Source organism: Arthrobacter sp. 18067 (assembly GCF_902706295.1).
Taxonomy (GTDB): Bacteria; Actinomycetota; Actinomycetes; order Actinomycetales; family Micrococcaceae; genus Arthrobacter.
In genome coordinates this window covers 24,304-41,699 of the sequence record NZ_CACSJJ010000010.1, presented here as the reverse complement: position 1 = coordinate 41,699, position 17,396 = coordinate 24,304, and the positions used below count along the sequence as shown (strand labels likewise).

Annotated in this window: 17 protein-coding genes and 1 pseudogene; 12 read left to right on the top strand and 6 right to left on the bottom strand. The window is 62.7% G+C overall.

All coding sequences use genetic code 11. The annotated features are described in order from the left end of the window. The first annotated feature begins 178 nt into the window (after window positions 1–178). Window positions 179–634 (top strand): hypothetical protein, encoded by a 456-nt coding sequence (locus tag GVL04_RS11430; protein WP_159704176.1) that lies wholly within the window; start codon window positions 179–181, stop codon window positions 632–634. Window positions 635–673: 39 nt separating this feature from the next. Continuing rightward, on the top strand, window positions 674–1,825 hold the full coding sequence (locus GVL04_RS11425) for a glutamate--cysteine ligase (protein ID WP_235036253.1): 1,152 nt from the start codon (window positions 674–676) through the stop codon (window positions 1,823–1,825). 18 nt (window positions 1,826–1,843) lie between these two features. On the opposite strand, the gene GVL04_RS11420 is transcribed toward GVL04_RS11425, so the two are convergent. Both GVL04_RS11420 and GVL04_RS11415 read right to left on the bottom strand, forming a co-directional pair. Next, on the bottom strand, window positions 1,844–2,245 hold the full coding sequence (locus GVL04_RS11420) for a VOC family protein (RefSeq protein WP_159704170.1): 402 nt from the start codon (window positions 2,243–2,245) through the stop codon (window positions 1,844–1,846). 10 nt (window positions 2,246–2,255) lie between these two features. Next, window positions 2,256–2,717 carry a helix-turn-helix transcriptional regulator gene (locus GVL04_RS11415; protein WP_159704167.1) on the bottom strand — a complete coding sequence of 154 codons (462 nt, stop codon included), beginning with the start codon at window positions 2,715–2,717 and terminating at the stop codon, window positions 2,256–2,258. Window positions 2,718–2,743: 26 nt separating this feature from the next. On the opposite strand from GVL04_RS11415, the gene GVL04_RS11410 reads away from it, so the two are divergent. The 4 genes from GVL04_RS11410 (at window position 2,744) to GVL04_RS11395 (ending at window position 7,755) form a co-directional block, all read left to right on the top strand. Further along, complete coding sequence (locus tag GVL04_RS11410; protein ID WP_159704164.1) at window positions 2,744–3,367, top strand: alpha/beta hydrolase; 624 nt, start codon at window positions 2,744–2,746, stop codon at window positions 3,365–3,367. Between the two features lie 261 nt (window positions 3,368–3,628). Beyond that, the gene (locus tag GVL04_RS11405) at window positions 3,629–4,630 is read left to right on the top strand and encodes a LacI family DNA-binding transcriptional regulator (protein WP_235036252.1); all 1,002 of its coding nucleotides are present in this window, start codon (window positions 3,629–3,631) and stop codon (window positions 4,628–4,630) included. 14 nt (window positions 4,631–4,644) lie between these two features. Beyond that, complete coding sequence (locus tag GVL04_RS11400; RefSeq protein ID WP_200846823.1) at window positions 4,645–5,370, top strand: HAD family phosphatase; 726 nt, start codon at window positions 4,645–4,647, stop codon at window positions 5,368–5,370. A gap of 30 nt (window positions 5,371–5,400) precedes the next feature. Then, window positions 5,401–7,755, top strand: coding sequence for a glycoside hydrolase family 65 protein (locus GVL04_RS11395; RefSeq protein WP_159704159.1), 2,355 nt, complete (start codon window positions 5,401–5,403; stop codon window positions 7,753–7,755). A gap of 17 nt (window positions 7,756–7,772) precedes the next feature. Here the strand turns inward: GVL04_RS11395 and GVL04_RS11390 are convergent, their stop codons facing one another. Beyond that, window positions 7,773–9,452: a CdaR family transcriptional regulator gene (locus GVL04_RS11390; protein WP_235036251.1), complete on the bottom strand. Its 1,680-nt coding sequence runs from the start codon at window positions 9,450–9,452 to the stop codon at window positions 7,773–7,775. 128 nt (window positions 9,453–9,580) lie between these two features. Here GVL04_RS11390 and GVL04_RS11385 point away from each other — a divergent pair, with 128 nt between their 5' ends. From GVL04_RS11385 to GVL04_RS11365, 5 genes are read left to right on the top strand one after another with little or no spacing between them, the layout of a single operon-like run. Further along, window positions 9,581–10,858, top strand: coding sequence for an alpha-hydroxy acid oxidase (locus GVL04_RS11385; RefSeq protein ID WP_200846822.1), 1,278 nt, complete (start codon window positions 9,581–9,583; stop codon window positions 10,856–10,858). Between the two features lie 10 nt (window positions 10,859–10,868). After that, window positions 10,869–11,810, top strand: a complete 942-nt coding sequence (locus GVL04_RS11380) for an ABC transporter substrate-binding protein (RefSeq protein ID WP_159704156.1) — start codon at window positions 10,869–10,871, stop codon at window positions 11,808–11,810. Window positions 11,811–11,854: 44 nt separating this feature from the next. Beyond that, window positions 11,855–12,778 (top strand): amino acid ABC transporter permease, encoded by a 924-nt coding sequence (locus GVL04_RS11375; protein WP_159704153.1) that lies wholly within the window; start codon window positions 11,855–11,857, stop codon window positions 12,776–12,778. Next, window positions 12,778–13,542: an amino acid ABC transporter ATP-binding protein gene (locus GVL04_RS11370; RefSeq protein ID WP_159704540.1), complete on the top strand. Its 765-nt coding sequence runs from the start codon at window positions 12,778–12,780 to the stop codon at window positions 13,540–13,542. Before GVL04_RS11375 ends, GVL04_RS11370 begins: the two co-directional genes overlap by 1 nt. Before the next feature lie 32 nt (window positions 13,543–13,574). Next, window positions 13,575–13,955 carry a RidA family protein gene (locus tag GVL04_RS11365; protein WP_159704150.1) on the top strand — a complete coding sequence of 127 codons (381 nt, stop codon included), beginning with the start codon at window positions 13,575–13,577 and terminating at the stop codon, window positions 13,953–13,955. Between the two features lie 4 nt (window positions 13,956–13,959). Here the strand turns inward: GVL04_RS11365 and GVL04_RS11360 are convergent, their stop codons facing one another. From GVL04_RS11360 to GVL04_RS11350, 3 genes are all read right to left on the bottom strand, one after another. Next, window positions 13,960–14,319: a hypothetical protein gene (locus GVL04_RS11360; RefSeq protein WP_159704147.1), complete on the bottom strand. Its 360-nt coding sequence runs from the start codon at window positions 14,317–14,319 to the stop codon at window positions 13,960–13,962. Between the two features lie 175 nt (window positions 14,320–14,494). Continuing rightward, window positions 14,495–15,988 carry an MFS transporter gene (locus GVL04_RS11355; RefSeq protein ID WP_159704144.1) on the bottom strand — a complete coding sequence of 498 codons (1,494 nt, stop codon included), beginning with the start codon at window positions 15,986–15,988 and terminating at the stop codon, window positions 14,495–14,497. A gap of 96 nt (window positions 15,989–16,084) precedes the next feature. Further along, window positions 16,085–16,549 carry a MarR family winged helix-turn-helix transcriptional regulator gene (locus GVL04_RS11350; RefSeq protein WP_159704141.1) on the bottom strand — a complete coding sequence of 155 codons (465 nt, stop codon included), beginning with the start codon at window positions 16,547–16,549 and terminating at the stop codon, window positions 16,085–16,087. 64 nt (window positions 16,550–16,613) lie between these two features. Here GVL04_RS11350 and GVL04_RS11345 point away from each other — a divergent pair. Then, window positions 16,614–17,371 (top strand): annotated as a pseudogene (locus GVL04_RS11345) (class I SAM-dependent methyltransferase). Window positions 17,372–17,396: the final 25 nt, after the last annotated feature.

The window sequence follows — 17,396 nt, the reverse complement described above, 5'->3', positions numbered from 1 at the left end:
TGACGCGCGCCACTGGTGAACTACATTTTAGGTGGGTTAAGCAGATAGCCCTTGGAGTCTCATGACATGGCACCATCCCGGATGGTCCAAGAACTGCACCTTTTAGCCGTGGCCGCTTTCGGCCGGCTCGCCGCGTGCATTCATGCAGGCTCCTTGGAGTAGTAAAAGGAGAATGGCAATGACGCTTGGATCCCTGCCCGTCCCGAAGCCTGCGCGAGGGACAAAACCCGCAACTGCCGATATCGGGGCACGCCCCTGGTGCACAGTTTGCGGCACTGATTCCTACATCTTTGTGGAAACAGTGGTGGAAGCAGAAGCGAATCAGTCAGAGGTTGTCGAAGTCAGTTACACCTGCAGCGAGTGCGATACGTTCTACGCCCACGCAGTCCGCCTGGAGTCATTGGTACCGGAGATCCAACGGGAATTTCTCTCCACTTCAGCAGCGGGACTCTGGTTCAGCTGCACCCATTGCGGCGATCCCATGACCTTGGGACGCCCCACCGAACGGGTGATTGAGGCCCCCCGGACCACCGACGATCCGGAAAGCCCCAGCCTCCTGGAGGTCTACTTGCAGACGCAGGTGCTGCATTGCCGTTGCGGTTTCCAAATGGAGGTTCCACGCCACGTTGGATGACCGCCGTCTCTGAACAACTCATCGCGGGGAGGGGTGGCTGTGCGCACGTTTGGTGTTGAAGAGGAACTGCTGATCGCGGATCCCGCGGACGGCTTGCCGTTGGCGCTGGCCGCCGACATCCTGGATGTGGCAGCTCCTCGGAGTGAGGAAGCCGGGCGCGGGGAGTACGGCCCTGATGAAGCGACGCTGAAATCGGAGTTCAAGCAGGAGCAGGTGGAAGTCAATTCACGCCCCTGCACAACTGCGGCCGAGCTTCGTGCTGAAATCCGTGCCGGACGGGCGTTGTCGGACGAGGCCGCCAGGGCCCTGGGTGCGCGGGTTGCCGCGCTGGCCACGCCCCCGGTCTTTCATGCCACGCCTACTCTGGGCAACCAGCGGTACAGCACTATGGGTAACGAGTTCGGGTTGATAGCGCGGGAGCAGCTCACGTGCGGCTTCCACGTCCATGTGTCCATCGATTCGCCCGAGGAGGGAGTGGCGGTCCTCGATCGCATGCGCCACTGGCTGCCCGTGCTCCTGGCTTTGAGTGCCAACTCGCCGTTCTGGATGGGGGCCGATACGGGCTTTGCAAGCTACCGCACCCAGATTTGGAACAGGTGGCCCACGGCCGGACCCATGGACGTTTTCGGTTCTGCCAATGGCTACCGGGCAGTGCTTTCCGAGCTTCTGGAGACAGGGGTTCCGCTGGATGAAGGCATGATCTATTTCGATGCCCGGCTGTCCAGGGGACACCCCACAGTTGAAGTGCGGATCGCCGACGTCTGCCTCTACGCAGAAGATGCCCTGACCATTGCGGTCATCGCGCGTGCCTTGGTGGAGACAGCGGCAGCCGAGTGGCGGAGCGGCGGGCCGCCGTCGAGCACCATAACTCCCGCTATTCGCATGGCGAACTGGAAAGCCAGCCGGTTTGGCATCAACAACCAGCTGCTCCACCCGCAGGAGCAGCGGCCCTATCCCGCCGCGGATGTGGTGGGCGCCCTGCTCCGACACGTCCGCCGGGCCTTGAGCGAGGCCGGGGACCTGGCTCTCGCGCGGGACGGGGCAGCGAACATCCTGCGCCGCGGAAGCGGCGAGCGGCTGCAACGCCAGGCGTACAGTCAACGGCGCCGGTTGTCCGACGTCGTGTCCGCCGCCATTGCGTCGACTCATCAGGACGGTGAACTGTCCGACGCCGGCCTGCTGAGTCTCTAGCAGGCCGGCGTCGGATAATCAGCCTTGGTTGATGCGGATCATATTGCCCGAGGGATCGCGGAAGGCGCAGTCGCGAGGGCCCCACGGCTGGTCGATCGGTTCCTGGAGTACTTCGGCACCGGAGGCGCGGAGCTTCTCAAATGTGCCGTCCAGATCATCCGTGTTGAACACGAGCATCGGCATGACGCCCTTGGTAAGGAGTTCCTGGATGGCGTCGCCGTCGGCCTGGGAGCGGCCGGCGTGCGGAGGGGACAGGACGAGTTCAAGGTCGGGCTGGGCGTCGCTGCCCAAGGTGACCCAGCGCTGGCCGTCGGAGCCGACATCGTTCCTTACTTCCATGCCCAGGGCGTCCCGGTAGAAGGCGAGCGACTCATCGACATCGTTGACAGTGACGTGTGCGTACTTCAATGAAATGTTCATGAATCACACGCTATGGCAGCTTTGACGTGGGCGCTTCTTCAATCCTGCTCAGGTTCTTGTTGCCGTTGCCGTTCCTGGTTCTTTCAGGGCGGGTTTGCTGCTTGGCGATGCAATTGGGCATGGCCTTCACCGCATGATGCTCACGGGAGCGGTATTCGCTGGGGTTGATGCCCACGATTTCGGTGAAGCGCGCACTGAAGGAACCCAGCGATGTACAGCCCACTTCCATGCAGGCATCGGTGACGTTGGTCCCCGCACGAAGCAGGGCCATGGCCCGCTCGATCCGCCTGGTCATGAGGTAGTTGTAAGGGGATTCGCCATATGCGGCCTTGAACTGGCGGGAGAAATGCGCAGGAGACATGAGCGCGCCGGCGGCCATGGTGGGCACATCCAACGGACGCGCATACTCGCGATCGATGAAGTCGCGGGCGCGCCGCAGATGGGCCAGGTTGGCCAGTTCCTGCGGAGTCATGGCGCCAGTCTACTAGGCTCGTGCCCATGGATTCAGTGGTGTGGTCGAAGCCCGAAAACCAGCGCAAGGGCACCCCGTTGCTGGTGATGATGCACGGTTATGGAACCAGCGAACAGCGCATGGTGGACCTCTTCCCGCACCTGCCCGGCGACTTCACGTGCGCCGCACTTCGGGGTCCCAAAGTGATCGGCGACCATTATGGATGGTTCCTGCTGGACTACTTCCTGACAAACGACTTCGCCGACGTCATCGCCTCCACCAACTCGGTGTTCAACTGGATCAACTCCGTCAAGGACAACCACAGCAGTGTCAGCCTGCTGGGCTACTCGCAGGGGATGGCGATGGCCAGCACGCTCCTGCGCTTGCGGCCCGACGCGTTCAAGGCCACCGTCGGCCTGTCCGGTTTCGTCCTGGACAACGACCTCCTCGCCCTGAGTGAGTCCTTCGATTCCCCGCCACCGTTCTTCTGGGGCCGGGACAAGGCCGACCCCGTGATCAACGAGGACGCGATCGCCCATACCGAAGAGTGGTTGGACGCCAACGTTGCCCTTACCGCGCGAAGCTATCCGGGCATGGGGCACAGGATCGAAGCGCCGGAGCTGGTGGATGTCAGTGCATTCCTGAAGTACTACGTCCTGAACGGTGCCTGACCGCTGCCTGACCTGTGCCTGACCGCTGCCTGTCCGCTGCCTGACCGCGGATGGAATGCCCGGATTAGAAGGCATCAGGGCTCCGGAATCAAGCCCTTGGTGAGATTCGCGTCACAATTTCGCATTCGACTGCACTCTATTGAATGACAAAATTGTAAGCGCTTACACTTTTGGCTGGTGACCCGGTCGGGTCTCACGCCAAAGGGCGTCAGGCGAGCATGGAAAGGGCTGAGGCCGTGTTGCATGGTTAGGACTCACAGGGTGACGATCCAGGACGTAGCCGTCCTCTCCGGATTGTCCATTTGCACGGTGTCGCGGGCACTCAGGAACCTCCCCAACGTTTCTGAAAAAGCACAGCGACAGGTGGCGGAAGCCGCCAGCAAGCTTGGCTACAAAGCTTCAGCCGCGGCGTCACGGCTTGCAGGCGGCGGCACGGGGTCCGTGGCCATCGTTGCACCAACGGCCACGGCCTGGTTCTTCGCCCAAGCCGTGGAAGCAGCGGAAGAAGTCTTCGGCGACAGCGGCTACGACACGGTCCTGGTCAGCCTGCGGAACAAGGCCACCATAAGGAGGCAGTTCTTCTCGGACCTGGAGAACCTCGCGCAGAGGGTGGACGGCCTGCTCCTGCTCAATATTGACCTCGCACCCGCTGAGGTGGAAGCGTTGGAAGCCTGCGGGCTTGCGCTGGCCAGCGTGGGCATGGGAAATGTTCCGTGGGACAATGTAGGTATCGATGACGAACACGCGGCCTGGCAGGCCACCCAACACCTGCTGGGGCTGGGCCATTGGGACTTGGCCGTTCTCTCGAGCAATGAACACCCCGTTGTGACTGAGACCCCACGGTTCCGTGGGTTCAGGCGTGCGCTGGATGAACACCACCTCACCGTCCACCCGGACTTTGTGGTGGGTTCCGGGCCAAGCATCGACGACGGCCGTCGGGCAATGACAGAACTCATCTCCCGCGGTGCAAGGCCCACGGCAGTGTTCGCCCACTGTGATGAGGCCGCGTTCGGTGCGTTGACCGCGTTGCGCGAACATGGCCTGTCCGTGCCCAAAAATGTGTCCGTGATCGGTATGGACGACCACCCCATGAGCGGGTTCCTTGGCCTGAGCACTGTGGCGCAGCCCGTCGCAGACCAAGGTGCCTTCGCAGCAAACCTGCTGTGTGAACGCCTGCTGAATATCGAAACTCCCCATCAACCCTCCAACCACATGCTCGATACCAAGCTCATCGAACGCAAAACCACGCGCCACAAGCGCTGAACGGAATACTGCACATGACTGATCTTCGTAATGCCTGGACGGGCGCTTCTGCGCTGCTGTTCGACCTCGACGGCGTGCTGACGCCCACAGCCGTGGTGCACGAGCATGCGTGGCAGGAACTGTTCGATGGCTACCTGACTGAGGCGGGCCATCCGCAGGGTTACCAGGAGAGCGACTACTTCGATCACATCGATGGGAAGCCGCGCTTCGACGGAGTCCGGGATTTCCTGGCATCCCGTGGCATTACCTTGCCCGAAGGCCCGGTCCACGACGACCCCGACAACGAGACAGTGCAGGGCCTGGGCAACCGGAAGAACACGATTTTCAATGAAATCGTGAATACCCACGGCGTCGAGCCCTATGAGGGCTCGGTCAAGTTCATCAATGCAGCGGTGGAGTTGGGACTCAAGGTGGCGGTGGTGTCCTCCTCCCGCAACGCGCCTGCGGTGCTGAAGGCCGCGGGCCTGGACCACCACTTCGAGGTTGTCGTCGACGGTCAGGTGGCCGCCGCCGTCGGACTTCCCGGTAAGCCGGACCCGGCCACGTATGTCTATGGAGCAAGCCTGCTGGGCGTGCCTGTGGAGGAATGCATCGTGGTGGAGGATGCAGTGTCCGGCGTGCAGGCCGGCGCCGGTGCAAACTTCTTCGCCGTGATCGGCGTGGACCGCGGAGCAGGCCGGCAGACCCTGCTCGACGCCGGCGCCACGCTGGTGGTCGACGACCTCAACGATCTTCTCTGACCCTACTTTTTCGAAGGACTTCAACAGCCCATGGCACTCATCAGCTCCGATCGGCTGCGCTTCCCCTGCGAGCCCTGGAAGCTCGTGGAAAACATCCACGTCGCCGGTGACGAGGGAACGCTGGAAACGCTGTTCGCGCTTGGCAACGGCCACCTTGGTATCCGTGGCTCGCATTCAACGGCCGGGGACAGCGAACTTCCCGGTACGTTCGTCAATGGTTTCCATGAGATCTGGGACATCAAGCACGCCGAGAATGCTTACGGTTTCGCCCGGACGGGCCAGCGGATCGTCTACGTGCCGGACGCCAACAATTTCACGGTGTCCATTGACGGCGAGGCCCTGAGCCTGGCGGAGTCCACAGTGGTGGACTACCACCGCAGCGTGGACTTTTCCACAGGCGTCTACGAGGAAAGCATTACCTGGGCTTGCCGTTCGGGCGCCACGGTCACCACGGTGGAACGCCGCGCGGTCGGGTTCGATTCGCGCGGTTGTCTTGGCCTGGAACTGTCGCTGACGGCTGACCGGGACGTGTCCGCTGACATCACTTCCGGCGTCGTTAATCGCCAGGACCAGCCTGTGGAGGACCACTCGGCCCACGACCCGCGCCGCTCCGGCCGGCACGCCGGCCGCGTCCTGTTGCCCTTGCACCTGCAGGGTTCCGACGGTTCCCTCCGCCTCGCGTGGGAGACGTCCGAATCGCGCCAGCGTGTAGCCATGGCCGTGGATCACTGGATCTCCGCTGAGGGCCAGCCGTTCGAGACGCTGGTGGGCGAGGACGATTCGTCCGTGCGCTACGTTTTGGCAATCCACGACGGCGACACTTTCCGTCTTGAGAAGTCGGTCAGTTACGTGGTGGCCGGCTCCAGCGACGCCGAGGACCGCGGGGAGAGCCTGGCCGCTGATGCGGAAGCCAACCTCGTTTCCTTCGCCGATGTCCTGGCGCAAAGCAAGGCGCATTACGAGCAGTACTGGACCACGGCCGACATCTCCATCGGCGGCCAGCCGGAGATGCAGCAGGCCGTTCGCTGGGGACTCTTCCAGCTGGCGCAGGCCACTGCACGTGCTGGGGTGGCCGGTATTCCGGCAAAGGGTGTCAGCGGATCCGGCTATGAGGGCCACTACTTCTGGGATCAGGAGGTCTACCTCCTGCCGTACCTGACCTACACCAACCCCTGCGGTGCCCGGAAGGTGCTGGAATCCCGGCATGCCATGCTGCCGGATGCACGCGTGCGTGCCAAGGAGCTCAGCGTTGACGGTGCGCTGTTCCCGTGGCGCACCATCAACGGGCTTGAGGCCAGTGCCTACTACGCTGCCGGGACCGCCCAGTTCCACATCGCCGCGGCCATCGCTTTCGCGGCCAATCGTTATCAGTGGGCCAGCGGCGACGACACCTTCAGTGGCGAGCTGGGTGCCGATCTGCTGATTGAAACAGCACGCATGTGGGCTTCGCTGGGGTTCTTTGGCAAGGACGGCATGTTCCACATCCACGGCGTGACTGGCCCGGATGAGTACACGGCCGTGGTCAACGACAACCTGTACACAAACGTCATGGCGCGCTTCAACCTGCGTGCCGCTGCCGCCCTGGAGCATGAGGGAATCGCCGACACCGAGCGGATGGTGTGGCGGCAGGCTGCCGAGCGCATGTCACTGCCGTACGACCCCCACCTTGAAGTGTTCAGCCAGGACAACGACTTCATGACCCTGGAGCCGTGGGACTGGAACACCCCCAAGTCCAAGTACCCATTGCTGCTGAACTTCCACCCTTTGGTGATTTACCGGCACCAGGTCCTCAAGCAGGCCGATACCGTACTGGCAATGTTCCTTCAGTGGCAGGACTTCACGGCGGAGGAAAAGCAGCGCGCCTTTGACTTCTACGATCCCATCACCACCGGCGACTCCACCCTGTCCGCGTGCGTCCAGGGCATCATGGCGGCCGAGGTCGGATACGGCGACGTCGCCCTGCAGCACTTCACCGAGGCATTGTTCATAGACCTGGACAATTCCCACGGCAACACGATCGACGGCGTCCACATCGCCTCCACGGGCGGCATCTGGAGCTCCTTGGTATGTGGCTTCGCAGGCATGCGGGACCAGGGCGAGGTGCTGCGCTTCGATCCGCGTCTGCCGGTGGAGTGGGAGGGCCTGTCCTTCCGGCTCAAGGTCCAGGGGCGCTTGCTGGCCGTGGATCTTTCGCAGGGTTCCATCGCGCTCACACTCGCAGGCGGACCGGACTACAGCGAAGAGCCGCTGCGCCTGAACGTGCGGGACCACCACGTGACGGTTGGCACGGACACCGTCACGGTGCCGCTGGAAACCGTACCGGTCCCGCCGCCGTCGATCTTCCCCAGCGTCTTCCCGACGGCGGGCCTCCCGATCATCCGTTAGGGGGCGGTTGTCCGGGGCTACTTGGCCGCGAGGTCCATGGTGGTCAGGCGCAGCCACAACCATAGTCGTTTCTGCGGGTCCGCCAGGTCCAGGTTGAAGTCCTCGGCCAGGCGGGCCACGCGGTAGCGGACGGTGTTGTTGTGTACATGGAGTTGGGCGGCCATGGCGGAGATGTTGCCGTTGGAAGCCAGATAGGCCCGGAGGGTCTCCAGGTAGTCTGTTTGTTGCTCGGCGTCGCGGGCCTGGATCCTGGCGATCCCGTCCGAGCCGCCCAGCCCGTTGTCCTCAATGAACGCGCCGATTTTCAGCAGGTCCAGAGGGATTTGAAAGTCTTCGAAGAGCGCAATCCGAGGCGCCTTTTTCCCGCGTGCCTTCCCCTCGCGTGACTGCAGGTTCAGCAGGTGGTGCAGGGTCTGCATGGCTTCGGACCTGGACCTGGCAAGGTCCTCGATGCTTTCGGCGATGCCTCCCACGGTGGCGATGACCGGGAAGGAGCTGATGGTGTGTGAGTACGCCTCAATTTCCTGGATGATCCGTCCGTGCAATGCCCGAGGCGAAGTCCCGTTGCAGGGGAGCAGTGCGTAGACGACAGACCCGATCAAGGCGCTGTGGCTGGTGCCGAACTGCACATTGCACACAGTGGTTACCAGGTGCAGCAGCCGATGGATGTCACGTACCGATTCAAGGCTTCCGGTCTCCGGCCGGACGATGGAAAAGGCTGCCACGGCCAGGCCGTTGGCGGTGTCCAGGCCCAGTTGGGCAGCAGCGAACGAAGCATGCGGAGTGTCATCCATAAGGGTCCGGATGAGGTCGGCATTGCGTCGTTCGCCAAAGTCCGAGGCCGATCGTGCGTGAAGCATGTGCAACCCGGCCAAGGGCGCCATCCGGTCCAGTGCATTCAACGCGGTGGCGCGTTTCTCCTCACCCGGGTCGATGATCCAGATGGAACCCAGCAGCTCGCCGCCTGCCCGGACGGCCAGCGCAAGGCGGGCCATACCGTCGTCGGGCGCCTGCACCAGCACCGCTCCGGGGGCCGCGTAGACGATCTTGAAGTCCTGGTCGAAAGCCGGTGGCGTGGTTTCTTCCAGGGTGAGCGTTGTGATGCGCCGGAGCTCATCGATGGGTTGGCCGGGAAGCGTGGAGTAGCCAAGGATGCGGCCGAGCGGATCAACGATGCTGGCGGCGCCGTTGGTGATGGACGCCGCCGCGTTGGCAAAAGCGTAGAGGTCTCCGAGGCGTACTCCTGACACCGAATCCGCGGCCGCGCCCATCACCGATGCCCTGGCCAGTGCCACCAACCGCGTCCAGTCCGCTGTATCCGGGGCGACGAGTACGGACAGGCTGTGCCCGACCGCAGCCGAACGCAGCTGCTCCATCTTTGCGCCATGTGCCTTGACGATCACTGCAGCGGCGTTGCTGTTCGCCGCCCTGTGGAGGAGTTGGTCGAAATCCGGGGAGCCGAACGTGCATCCGACGGCCAGGATGATGCGGTCGTCCACACTGGACCAGCTATCCAGGGGGTCGTACATCAGCACATCCGAAACGGGGTGCCCCAGGTTCTCCGGCGTGGGATTGGCGTGTACCAGGTCCGCTTGCATGAGTTGGATGCAGTCGGACAACCGCACCACGGATTGCTGCATTCCTGACTGGGAACGGTCTGTCTGTTGAGGATCGGGAAGCGGCGCTGCTTTGTCCATACATGGACGTTATCACAAGAGATTTTTCCATCTTGTGGAGGAATTCACATATAGAGAGATGGAGATCTGCGTCACTATTGGGGAAGAAGCTGGGCGGGTAACCCCAGCAGGAACGCAGAGGACACACCATGAAACTCAAGGACATCAAGGCTCTCGCCTCGGTGCAGGGACCGGCCCGATCCGTCTCGGAGCGCCTGTCGCGTAAGTGCTACAGCGTGGAGGACATGCGGAAGCTGGCGGCCAGGCGCCTGCCCAAGAGCATCTTCGAATACATCGAAGGTGGCGGTGAAGACGAGGTATCGCTGCGCCGCAACCGGTCATCGTTCGACGATTGGTCCTTCCTCCCCAAGTGGGGCTCCGTGGACAACTTCGACCTCAGCTCAACCCTTCTGGGCGGACCCGTTTCGATGCCGGTGACTCTCTCACCCACAGGCGGTACCCGGCTGTTCCACCCGCAGGGTGAGTCCGCCGTCGCCCGTGCAGCGCTTGCCGAAGGCATTCCGTACGGTCTGGCCCACCTGAGCACCACCACCATGGAGGATGTCAGCGCCGCGGCGCCGGGACTTCGCCGATGGTTCAACCTGGAACCCACCTCGGACAAGGGCCTGCTGCAGGCCGTCCTGGACCGGGTGTCCAAGGCCGGTTACGAAGCCCTGCTGGTCAACGTCGATTGCCGGGCCATCGGACACCGCGAACGCGATTACCGGAACGGATTCACCGCCCCGCCGTCCATCAAACCGAAGACGGTTGTGGAGGGAATGTTGCACCCCGCGTGGGCGCTGGGATTCCTGGCCAATGACGCGATCGCCTTCCCCAACCTGGACGCCGAGGTGCCTGAGGGCCCGCTCGCCAGCTCGCCGGACATGTGGCGCACGCTGCTCGCCGGTTCCTATGAGCCCACCGATTGGGACGATATCCGGGACCTGCGGGATCGCTGGAACGGTCCGATCGTGCTGAAAGGCGTTGTGAATGCGAACGACGCCGCGCTGGCAGCTGCCATGGGAATCGACGCCATCCAGGTCAGCAACCATGGCGGACGGCAGTTGGACCACATGGCAGCACCGCTGGACGTCCTTCCGGACATTATCGAGAAGACTGCCGGTCGGATGGAAATCATCGTCGACGGCGGAATCCGCCGGGGTTCGGACGTGGTCAAGGCGTTGGCCCTCGGCGCTGATGCCTGTTCCATCGGCCGCCCCTACCTTTACGGGCTGGCTGCGGCCAGTGAGGCAGGCGTGGCCCACGTCCTGAAAATGTTCCGGGCCGAAATGACCCGCACCATGATGCTCCTCGGAGTGTCCACCATCGAGGAACTGCGTACCGAAGGCCGGGCCTTGATCCGGCACCGCAATGAAGCGTTCACCCGCACCCAACCCACCGAGCCCACCTGGGCTCTGCAGAAATGAGCACCCAGACATGAAAAATTCCCCAGCGACTCAACGAACCAAACTCGGCTTACCCACCGTCGTCGTCACGGCAGCGCTCATGCTGGCAGTGACGGCATGCAGCCCCACCGGCAACGCAGCGGCGTCGAACCCGTCCGGCGACGCAGCCGCAGCGGGCACCGGCGTCCCCGCGCTGGAAGTCAACCAGGCCGCCGTCGACCTTCTCCCGGAGTCCATCAAGGCTTCCAAGGTCCTGCGCGTGGCCATCCCCACCAACGAACCGCCGACGCAGTTCTACCGCGAAGGCACGCAGGAAATGACCGGAACCAATCCGGATGTGGCCCGTCTCATCGGCGAGGCGTTGGGTGTCAAAGTGGACATCCAGGTGGCCAACTTCGACTCCATCATTCCCGGCCTGGCAGCCGACCGCTACGACATGACGGTCTCTTCCATGACCCCAACGGAGAAGCGCATGGAAGTCCTGGACTTCGTGGACTACATGCAAATCGGTAACGCGATCGCGGTTCCCAAGGGCAACCCGGCAGGCATCAAGGACGAGAACGCGCTGTGTGGAAAGAAAGTGGGACTCCTCACGGGCTCGTACCAGTTGACCGTGAATGTTCCCGAGTACGACGAAGCGTGCGCTGCCGCCGGCAAGGAAGCCATCCAGAAGAGCGAATTCCAGGACACCCGGCAGGCAATCTCCGCCCTCACCAGCGGACGCCTGGACACGGTACTGGCCGACTCGCCCATCCTGAATTACGCAGCTACCCAGAACCCGCAGATCGAGGTTGCCCGGACGTACGAGTTTGCTCCCGTGGGTGTGGGGGTGCCGAAGGAATCCGGCTTGGTGAAGTCCGTTTCCGCTGCGCTGGACGCCGTGATCAAGAGCGAGTCCTACGCCAAGGTGCTCGGTAAGTACGGCCTGGAGACCAGTGCCATCACCGACGCCCGCGTCAACTTCGCCCAGTAGCGGAATACACAGTAATGAATTCCACCAGCAAAGAGGTGACGGCAATGCATAATCAACCCCCAGTCTCCGACACCAAGGAGCCGGCGACGGCGGCTTCCGGGGATTCGATTCCCGTGGTGCCCCTTAAGCACCCGGTCCGCTTGGCCCTGGCTATCGTCCTGATCCTTGTAGCGCTGAGCGCCGCATGGGATGTGGCAGTGAACGAGCGTTACCGGTGGGACGTCGTGGTGTCCTACCTGTTCGCCCCGCAGATCCTTGCCGGCGCCGGACTGACAATCCTGCTGACAGTGGTGTCCATGACCGTCGGCATAGCCCTGGGTACGCTGCTGGCCATCATGCGGCTTTCCGACAACCCGATCCTGAGCACCATCAGCCGTGGCTACATCTGGTTCTTCCGCGGTACACCGCTGCTGGTCCAGCTGATCTTTTGGTACAACATTGCAGCCCTTTACCCGGTGATCGCGTTCGGGCTTCCGTTCGGAGGGCCGTCCATGGTCCTGGGCTCCGCCAACGTGCTGATTTCACCGCTGGGGGCCGCGCTCCTGGGCCTGTCGTTGAACGAGGCCGCGTACATGGCCGAGATTATCCGTGGTGGCATCGGCTCCGTGGACAAGGGCCAGTACGACGCCGCCCGTGCCTTGGGAATGAGTGGCGGCAAGCTCATGAACCGGGTGATCCTGCCCCAGGCCATGCGCGTAGTCCTGCCTCCCACCGGCAACCAAGTGATTTCCATGCTGAAGGGGACCTCCCTTGTGAGTGTCCTGGCAATCTCGGACCTGCTCTACTCGGCCCAAATCATTTACGCGAACAACTACCAGACCATTCCGCTGCTGATCGTGGCCAGTCTCTGGTACCTGCTCATGACCACTGTCCTGAGCTTCTTCCAAAACAAACTTGAACGCAGGTACGGCCGCGGTTTCGACTCAGCGCCGCGACGGATCCGCAAGCCTAAGACAAGGACAGCATGATGACTACCGCCATGGTGGAAGCCCGGGGAGTCCGGAAGAACTTCGGCGTTATCGAAATCCTGAAAGGCATTGACCTCAGGGTTGAAAAGGGATCGGTGACCTGCCTGATCGGTCCGTCGGGCTCCGGCAAGACCACGTTCCTTCGCTGCATCAACCACCTCGAAAAGGTTGACGCCGGCCGCCTCTACGTGGATGAGCACCTGGTTGGCTACGCGGAGCGCAATGGGAAGCTCTACGAAATGAAGGAACGCCAAACGGCCCGCTCACGGCTCAATGCCGGCATGGTGTTCCAGCGTTTCAACCTCTTCCCGCACATGACCGTCCTGGAGAACATCATCGAGGCTCCGGTGCATGTTCTTGGCCGGCCGCGGCGCGAGGTTGTTGTCGAAGCCCAGGCACTGCTGGACCGGGTAGGCCTGGGCGACCGCGGGCACTCCTACCCCCAGGAGCTCTCGGGCGGACAGCAGCAGCGCATTGCGATTGCCCGGGCACTGGCCATGAAGCCCAAGCTGATGCTCTTTGATGAGCCCACCTCCGCACTGGACCCCGAATTGGTAGGCGAAGTCCTGGACGTGATGAAGTCCTTGGCTGAAGCCGGAATGACCATGGTTGTGGTCACGCACGAACTCGGTTTCGCCCGGCAGGTGGCCGATCAGGTGGTGTTCATGGACGGCGGCGTGGTGGTGGAAAGCGGCCCGCCCGAGCAGGTCCTGGGCAATCCGCAGCACGAACGCACCAAGGCGTTCCTCTCCAAGGTTTTGTAAGTTCTCCAAGCACCACGAAAGGCATCACCATCATGACTCGTCACCAAGTCACCACGGACCTCGCACCCAGCCCGGCCGGTCCCTACTCCCAGGCCATCGTGGCCAACGGATTCCTGTATACCGCGGGCCAGACTCCGCACGATCCCGTCACGGACGAACGCGTCGGGATCACCATCGAGGAGCAGACCATCCAGGCCATGAAGAACCTCGGCGAGGTCCTGGGTGCCCACGGCCTGGACTTCTCCCACGTGGTCAAGGCGACCGTGCACCTGCACCACCCGGGGCGCGACTTTGACGGCTTCAACTCCATCTACGAAAAGTACGTTGTGGCCCCGTACCCGGCGCGCACCACAGTTGGCTCGTTCCTGGGCGATTTCCTTGTGGAGATCGACGTGGTCGCGGTCATCCCGTAGGTCCTCAGTTGCTGCTGGCGGTTTCCTGCCGGGTTTTGGCAAGTGCACGACGCCGGTCCAACTCACCGTTGATGAGGTCCAGCAAGGCTTGGGCCGGCTCGGACAAATGATGGGTGTCCGGCGAGCCCAGTTGGTCGCAGTGGATGAGGACGTGGCGGATCCGTTCCAGTTCGCGGGAGGGCACCAAAGGCCAGCGGTGGAAGAGTTGCCGGACGGCTATGGCACCCAGGAGGGCATCGGGTTTGTTGGCAACGCGATGGTGGTGGCCATGGTTTTCAGCTGCTCTTCGTCGAGCGACACTGGCAGCTGAGGGGCCGACGCCATGGGCGAGAAGAATCTCGGCCTTGAGCGAATTGGGGGCCAACGGGACCTCCCGGGAGTAGCACGATGAAAGCCGGCTGCGTGACTTTGAATTCAGCTTACAGAATGTGAGTTATATCACGCCAATCTTTACGTGAGGCGTCCGCCGTCGTAATTCACCGCCCTGCATCGCAGCGCAAAGGCGCCGCAGCCCTTGAATGGGCTGCGGCGCCTTTGGCTTACCCCAGGTGGACGTGCGGTGTATCGCCTGTTCCGCTGAAAGTTTTGCGATCGATCCTGATGAGCAGGAGTGCGATCGGGGTGATCAGTACCGAGACTCCCGCCGCCCAGAGGAAGACCGTCGAGTATCCGGAAGTCAGTGCGGCCAGCGTCTCACCGCCGGCCGCGGCGGTGGCTGCCGCCGCGATCGCGCTGAAGAGGGCGATGCCCAGCGAGCCGCCGATCTGCTGCGAAGCATTGACCAAGGCGCTGGCGACGCCTGCGTCATTCTTGTCCACCCCGAAAAGGGCCAGGTTCTGCATCGGGACGAAGACCATGCCAAGCCCGATGCCCATCAGCACCAGCGCGGGCAGCAGATGCACTGCGTACGAGCCTTCAGGTGTGACCTGGGTGAGCCACAGCATGGCTGCGGCCATGAAAACCGGACCAAGCGCGCTCGGAATTCCGGCTCCCAGCTTGGCGAGGTTCTTCGCCACGAGCCCTGCCGTGATGATCAGCACCACGGTCATGGGCAATGACGCGATTCCGGCGGCGAACGGTGCGAAACCCAGGACAATCTGGAGGTGGAAGTTGATGAACAGGATGCCGCCGATCAGCACCGCGCCCGCCAGGAATGACGCGAGGAATGCTGCCGCGCGATTACGTTCAGTAGCAACGCGAAGAGGCAGCAGCGGGTTCTTGACCCTGCGTTCGACGGCGACGAAAAGTACCAGCAGCAGCGCGCCCGCAGCGATGAAACCCCAGGATTCTACGGCGCCCCAGCCGTGCTCGGCATTGGCAAAGCCGAAGACCAAAGAGCCGAGGCCCAAAGCGGCGAGAACAACGCCGGGCCAGTCGTATTTGGTGGAACCGCCGGCTTTGCTTTCGGTCACCAGTGACCAGACTCCGATGAGCGCGATGATGGCGATGGGGATGTTGACGAAGAAGCACCAGCGCCACGAGACATACTCCGTGAGGAAGCCGCCGAGCAAAACTCCCACTGCCGCACCCACGCCACTGATGGATCCGAAGATGGCGAAGGCGGTGCCGCGGTCCTTGCCGCCGGGGAAGGCGACCGTCAGGAGTGCCAACGCCGCCGGGGCGAGCAGCGCCGCGAAGATGCCCTGCAGTGCTCGTGCTCCGATCAGTTCCCACGGCTGCTGGGCCAGTCCGCCAATGAGGGAAGCGACGGCGAAGCCAGCCGAGGCCGTGATGAAGGTGCGCTTCCGTCCCCAGAAGTCCGCGATCCGTCCGCCCAGCAGGAGGAAGGCACCGAAAACGAGGGCGTAGGCGGTGACCACCCAGGCTCGCGTCGAGTCGCTGATACCCATCTCCACTTGGAGGCGTGGGAGGGCCAGGTTCACGATGGTGCCGTCCAGGACCACCATGAATTGGGCCAGTGCCAGGAAAGGCAGGGCGCGCCAGCCGAGGCCTTTGTTGCCTTGCCTATCCGGTGGGGCCGTTGTGCCTGCTTGGGCTTTCGAGCCCGATGTTCCGAGTAGTTGTGATGCCATGCGTCACCCATTCTTGTCAGTACTTATACTTATGAAAGTATAAGTACTTTGGGTGATGCCCGTAAGCACTGTAGGGGTGATGTGCCTTACGTGCGCCTAGGCCGGGTTTTCCGGCTCAGCAAGGAAGGACGCCAGTCGCTGCAGGGCCGCAAGGCTGGCTGCAATCTGTTCACGTTCTTCCGGGAGCAGACGCTGGCTGGCTTCGGTCAGCGCAGCAGCCCAGGCCCCTTCGAGCAGTGCCTTGATCCGTTTGGATTCGTCCGTGGGGTGCAGGGAAACGTAGCGCTTGTCCGAGGCATCCTTGACGCGGGTGACCAGGCCTGCCGCTACGAGTTCCCGCAGCTGGGCACTCACGTTGCTCAGTTGCCGGCCCAGACGTGCGGCCACTTCGGCAACGGTGACGCCAGGATGGCTTTCGATGACCCTTAGGATCTCCAAGACGCCGTTGGAAATGGGGCGGACACCGGTCTCGTTCAGCGACTTACGGCGAATGTCGGACGAAATATCGATCATGCAGACGGCCAAGGCCTTGTGGTCCACAGCCCTTGCCTTTTCACCCATTCCTCAAGCATAGGTGGGGACGAGCCTCTTCAAATCGCCGGCCGCCAGCTGGAATAGTGGCAGCATGATCAACCAGCAACAGCTTTGGGACGCCCACGCCGCCAAACACTATGACACCCCAGGCGAAGGCATGTTTTCGGCGGACGTGCTGGCGCCCACCGTGGCGGTTTTGGCCGAACTCGCGCAGGGAGGTCCCGCCGTCGAGTTTGCGATCGGTACGGGACGGGTTGCCATTCCCCTCTCAGAAGCGGGTGTCCCGGTAAGTGGGATTGAGCTGTCCATGCGATGATCGCCCGCCTGCGTGAAAAAGTGGGCGAAGACCGGATACCCGTGGTTCAGGGCGATATGTCCGAGGCTTCGATAGGCGGGAACTTCACCCTGGCCTTCCTGGTGTTCAACACCATCGCCAATCTTCTGACACAGGACCAGCAAGTCCGGTGCTTCGAGAACGCTGCCGGCCATCTCGCCCCCGGCGGTCGGTTTGTCATTGAACTCTGGGTTCCACAACTGCGTTCACTGCCCCCGGGACATGGGGGAACGGTGGAAGTGAGCGAGCCCGGCTACTTGTTGGTGGACACTTACGATGTGCTCCGCCAGCACGTCGTCTCGCACCATGTGCGGTTCGGCTCCGACCTTTCCGATGGGCGGGAGGCACTGATTGGCCGGACGCCACACCGCTACATCTGGCCGAGCGAGCTCGATCTCATGGCGCGGATAGCAGGTTTTGAACTGGAGTCCAGATGGGCGGATTGGGACCGGAGCGAATTCACGGCGGAGTCCCGCAGCCACGTATCGGTGTATCGGCTCACTGAACGCCAGTAGCCTGTGCCTTCGCGAAGGACGGAGG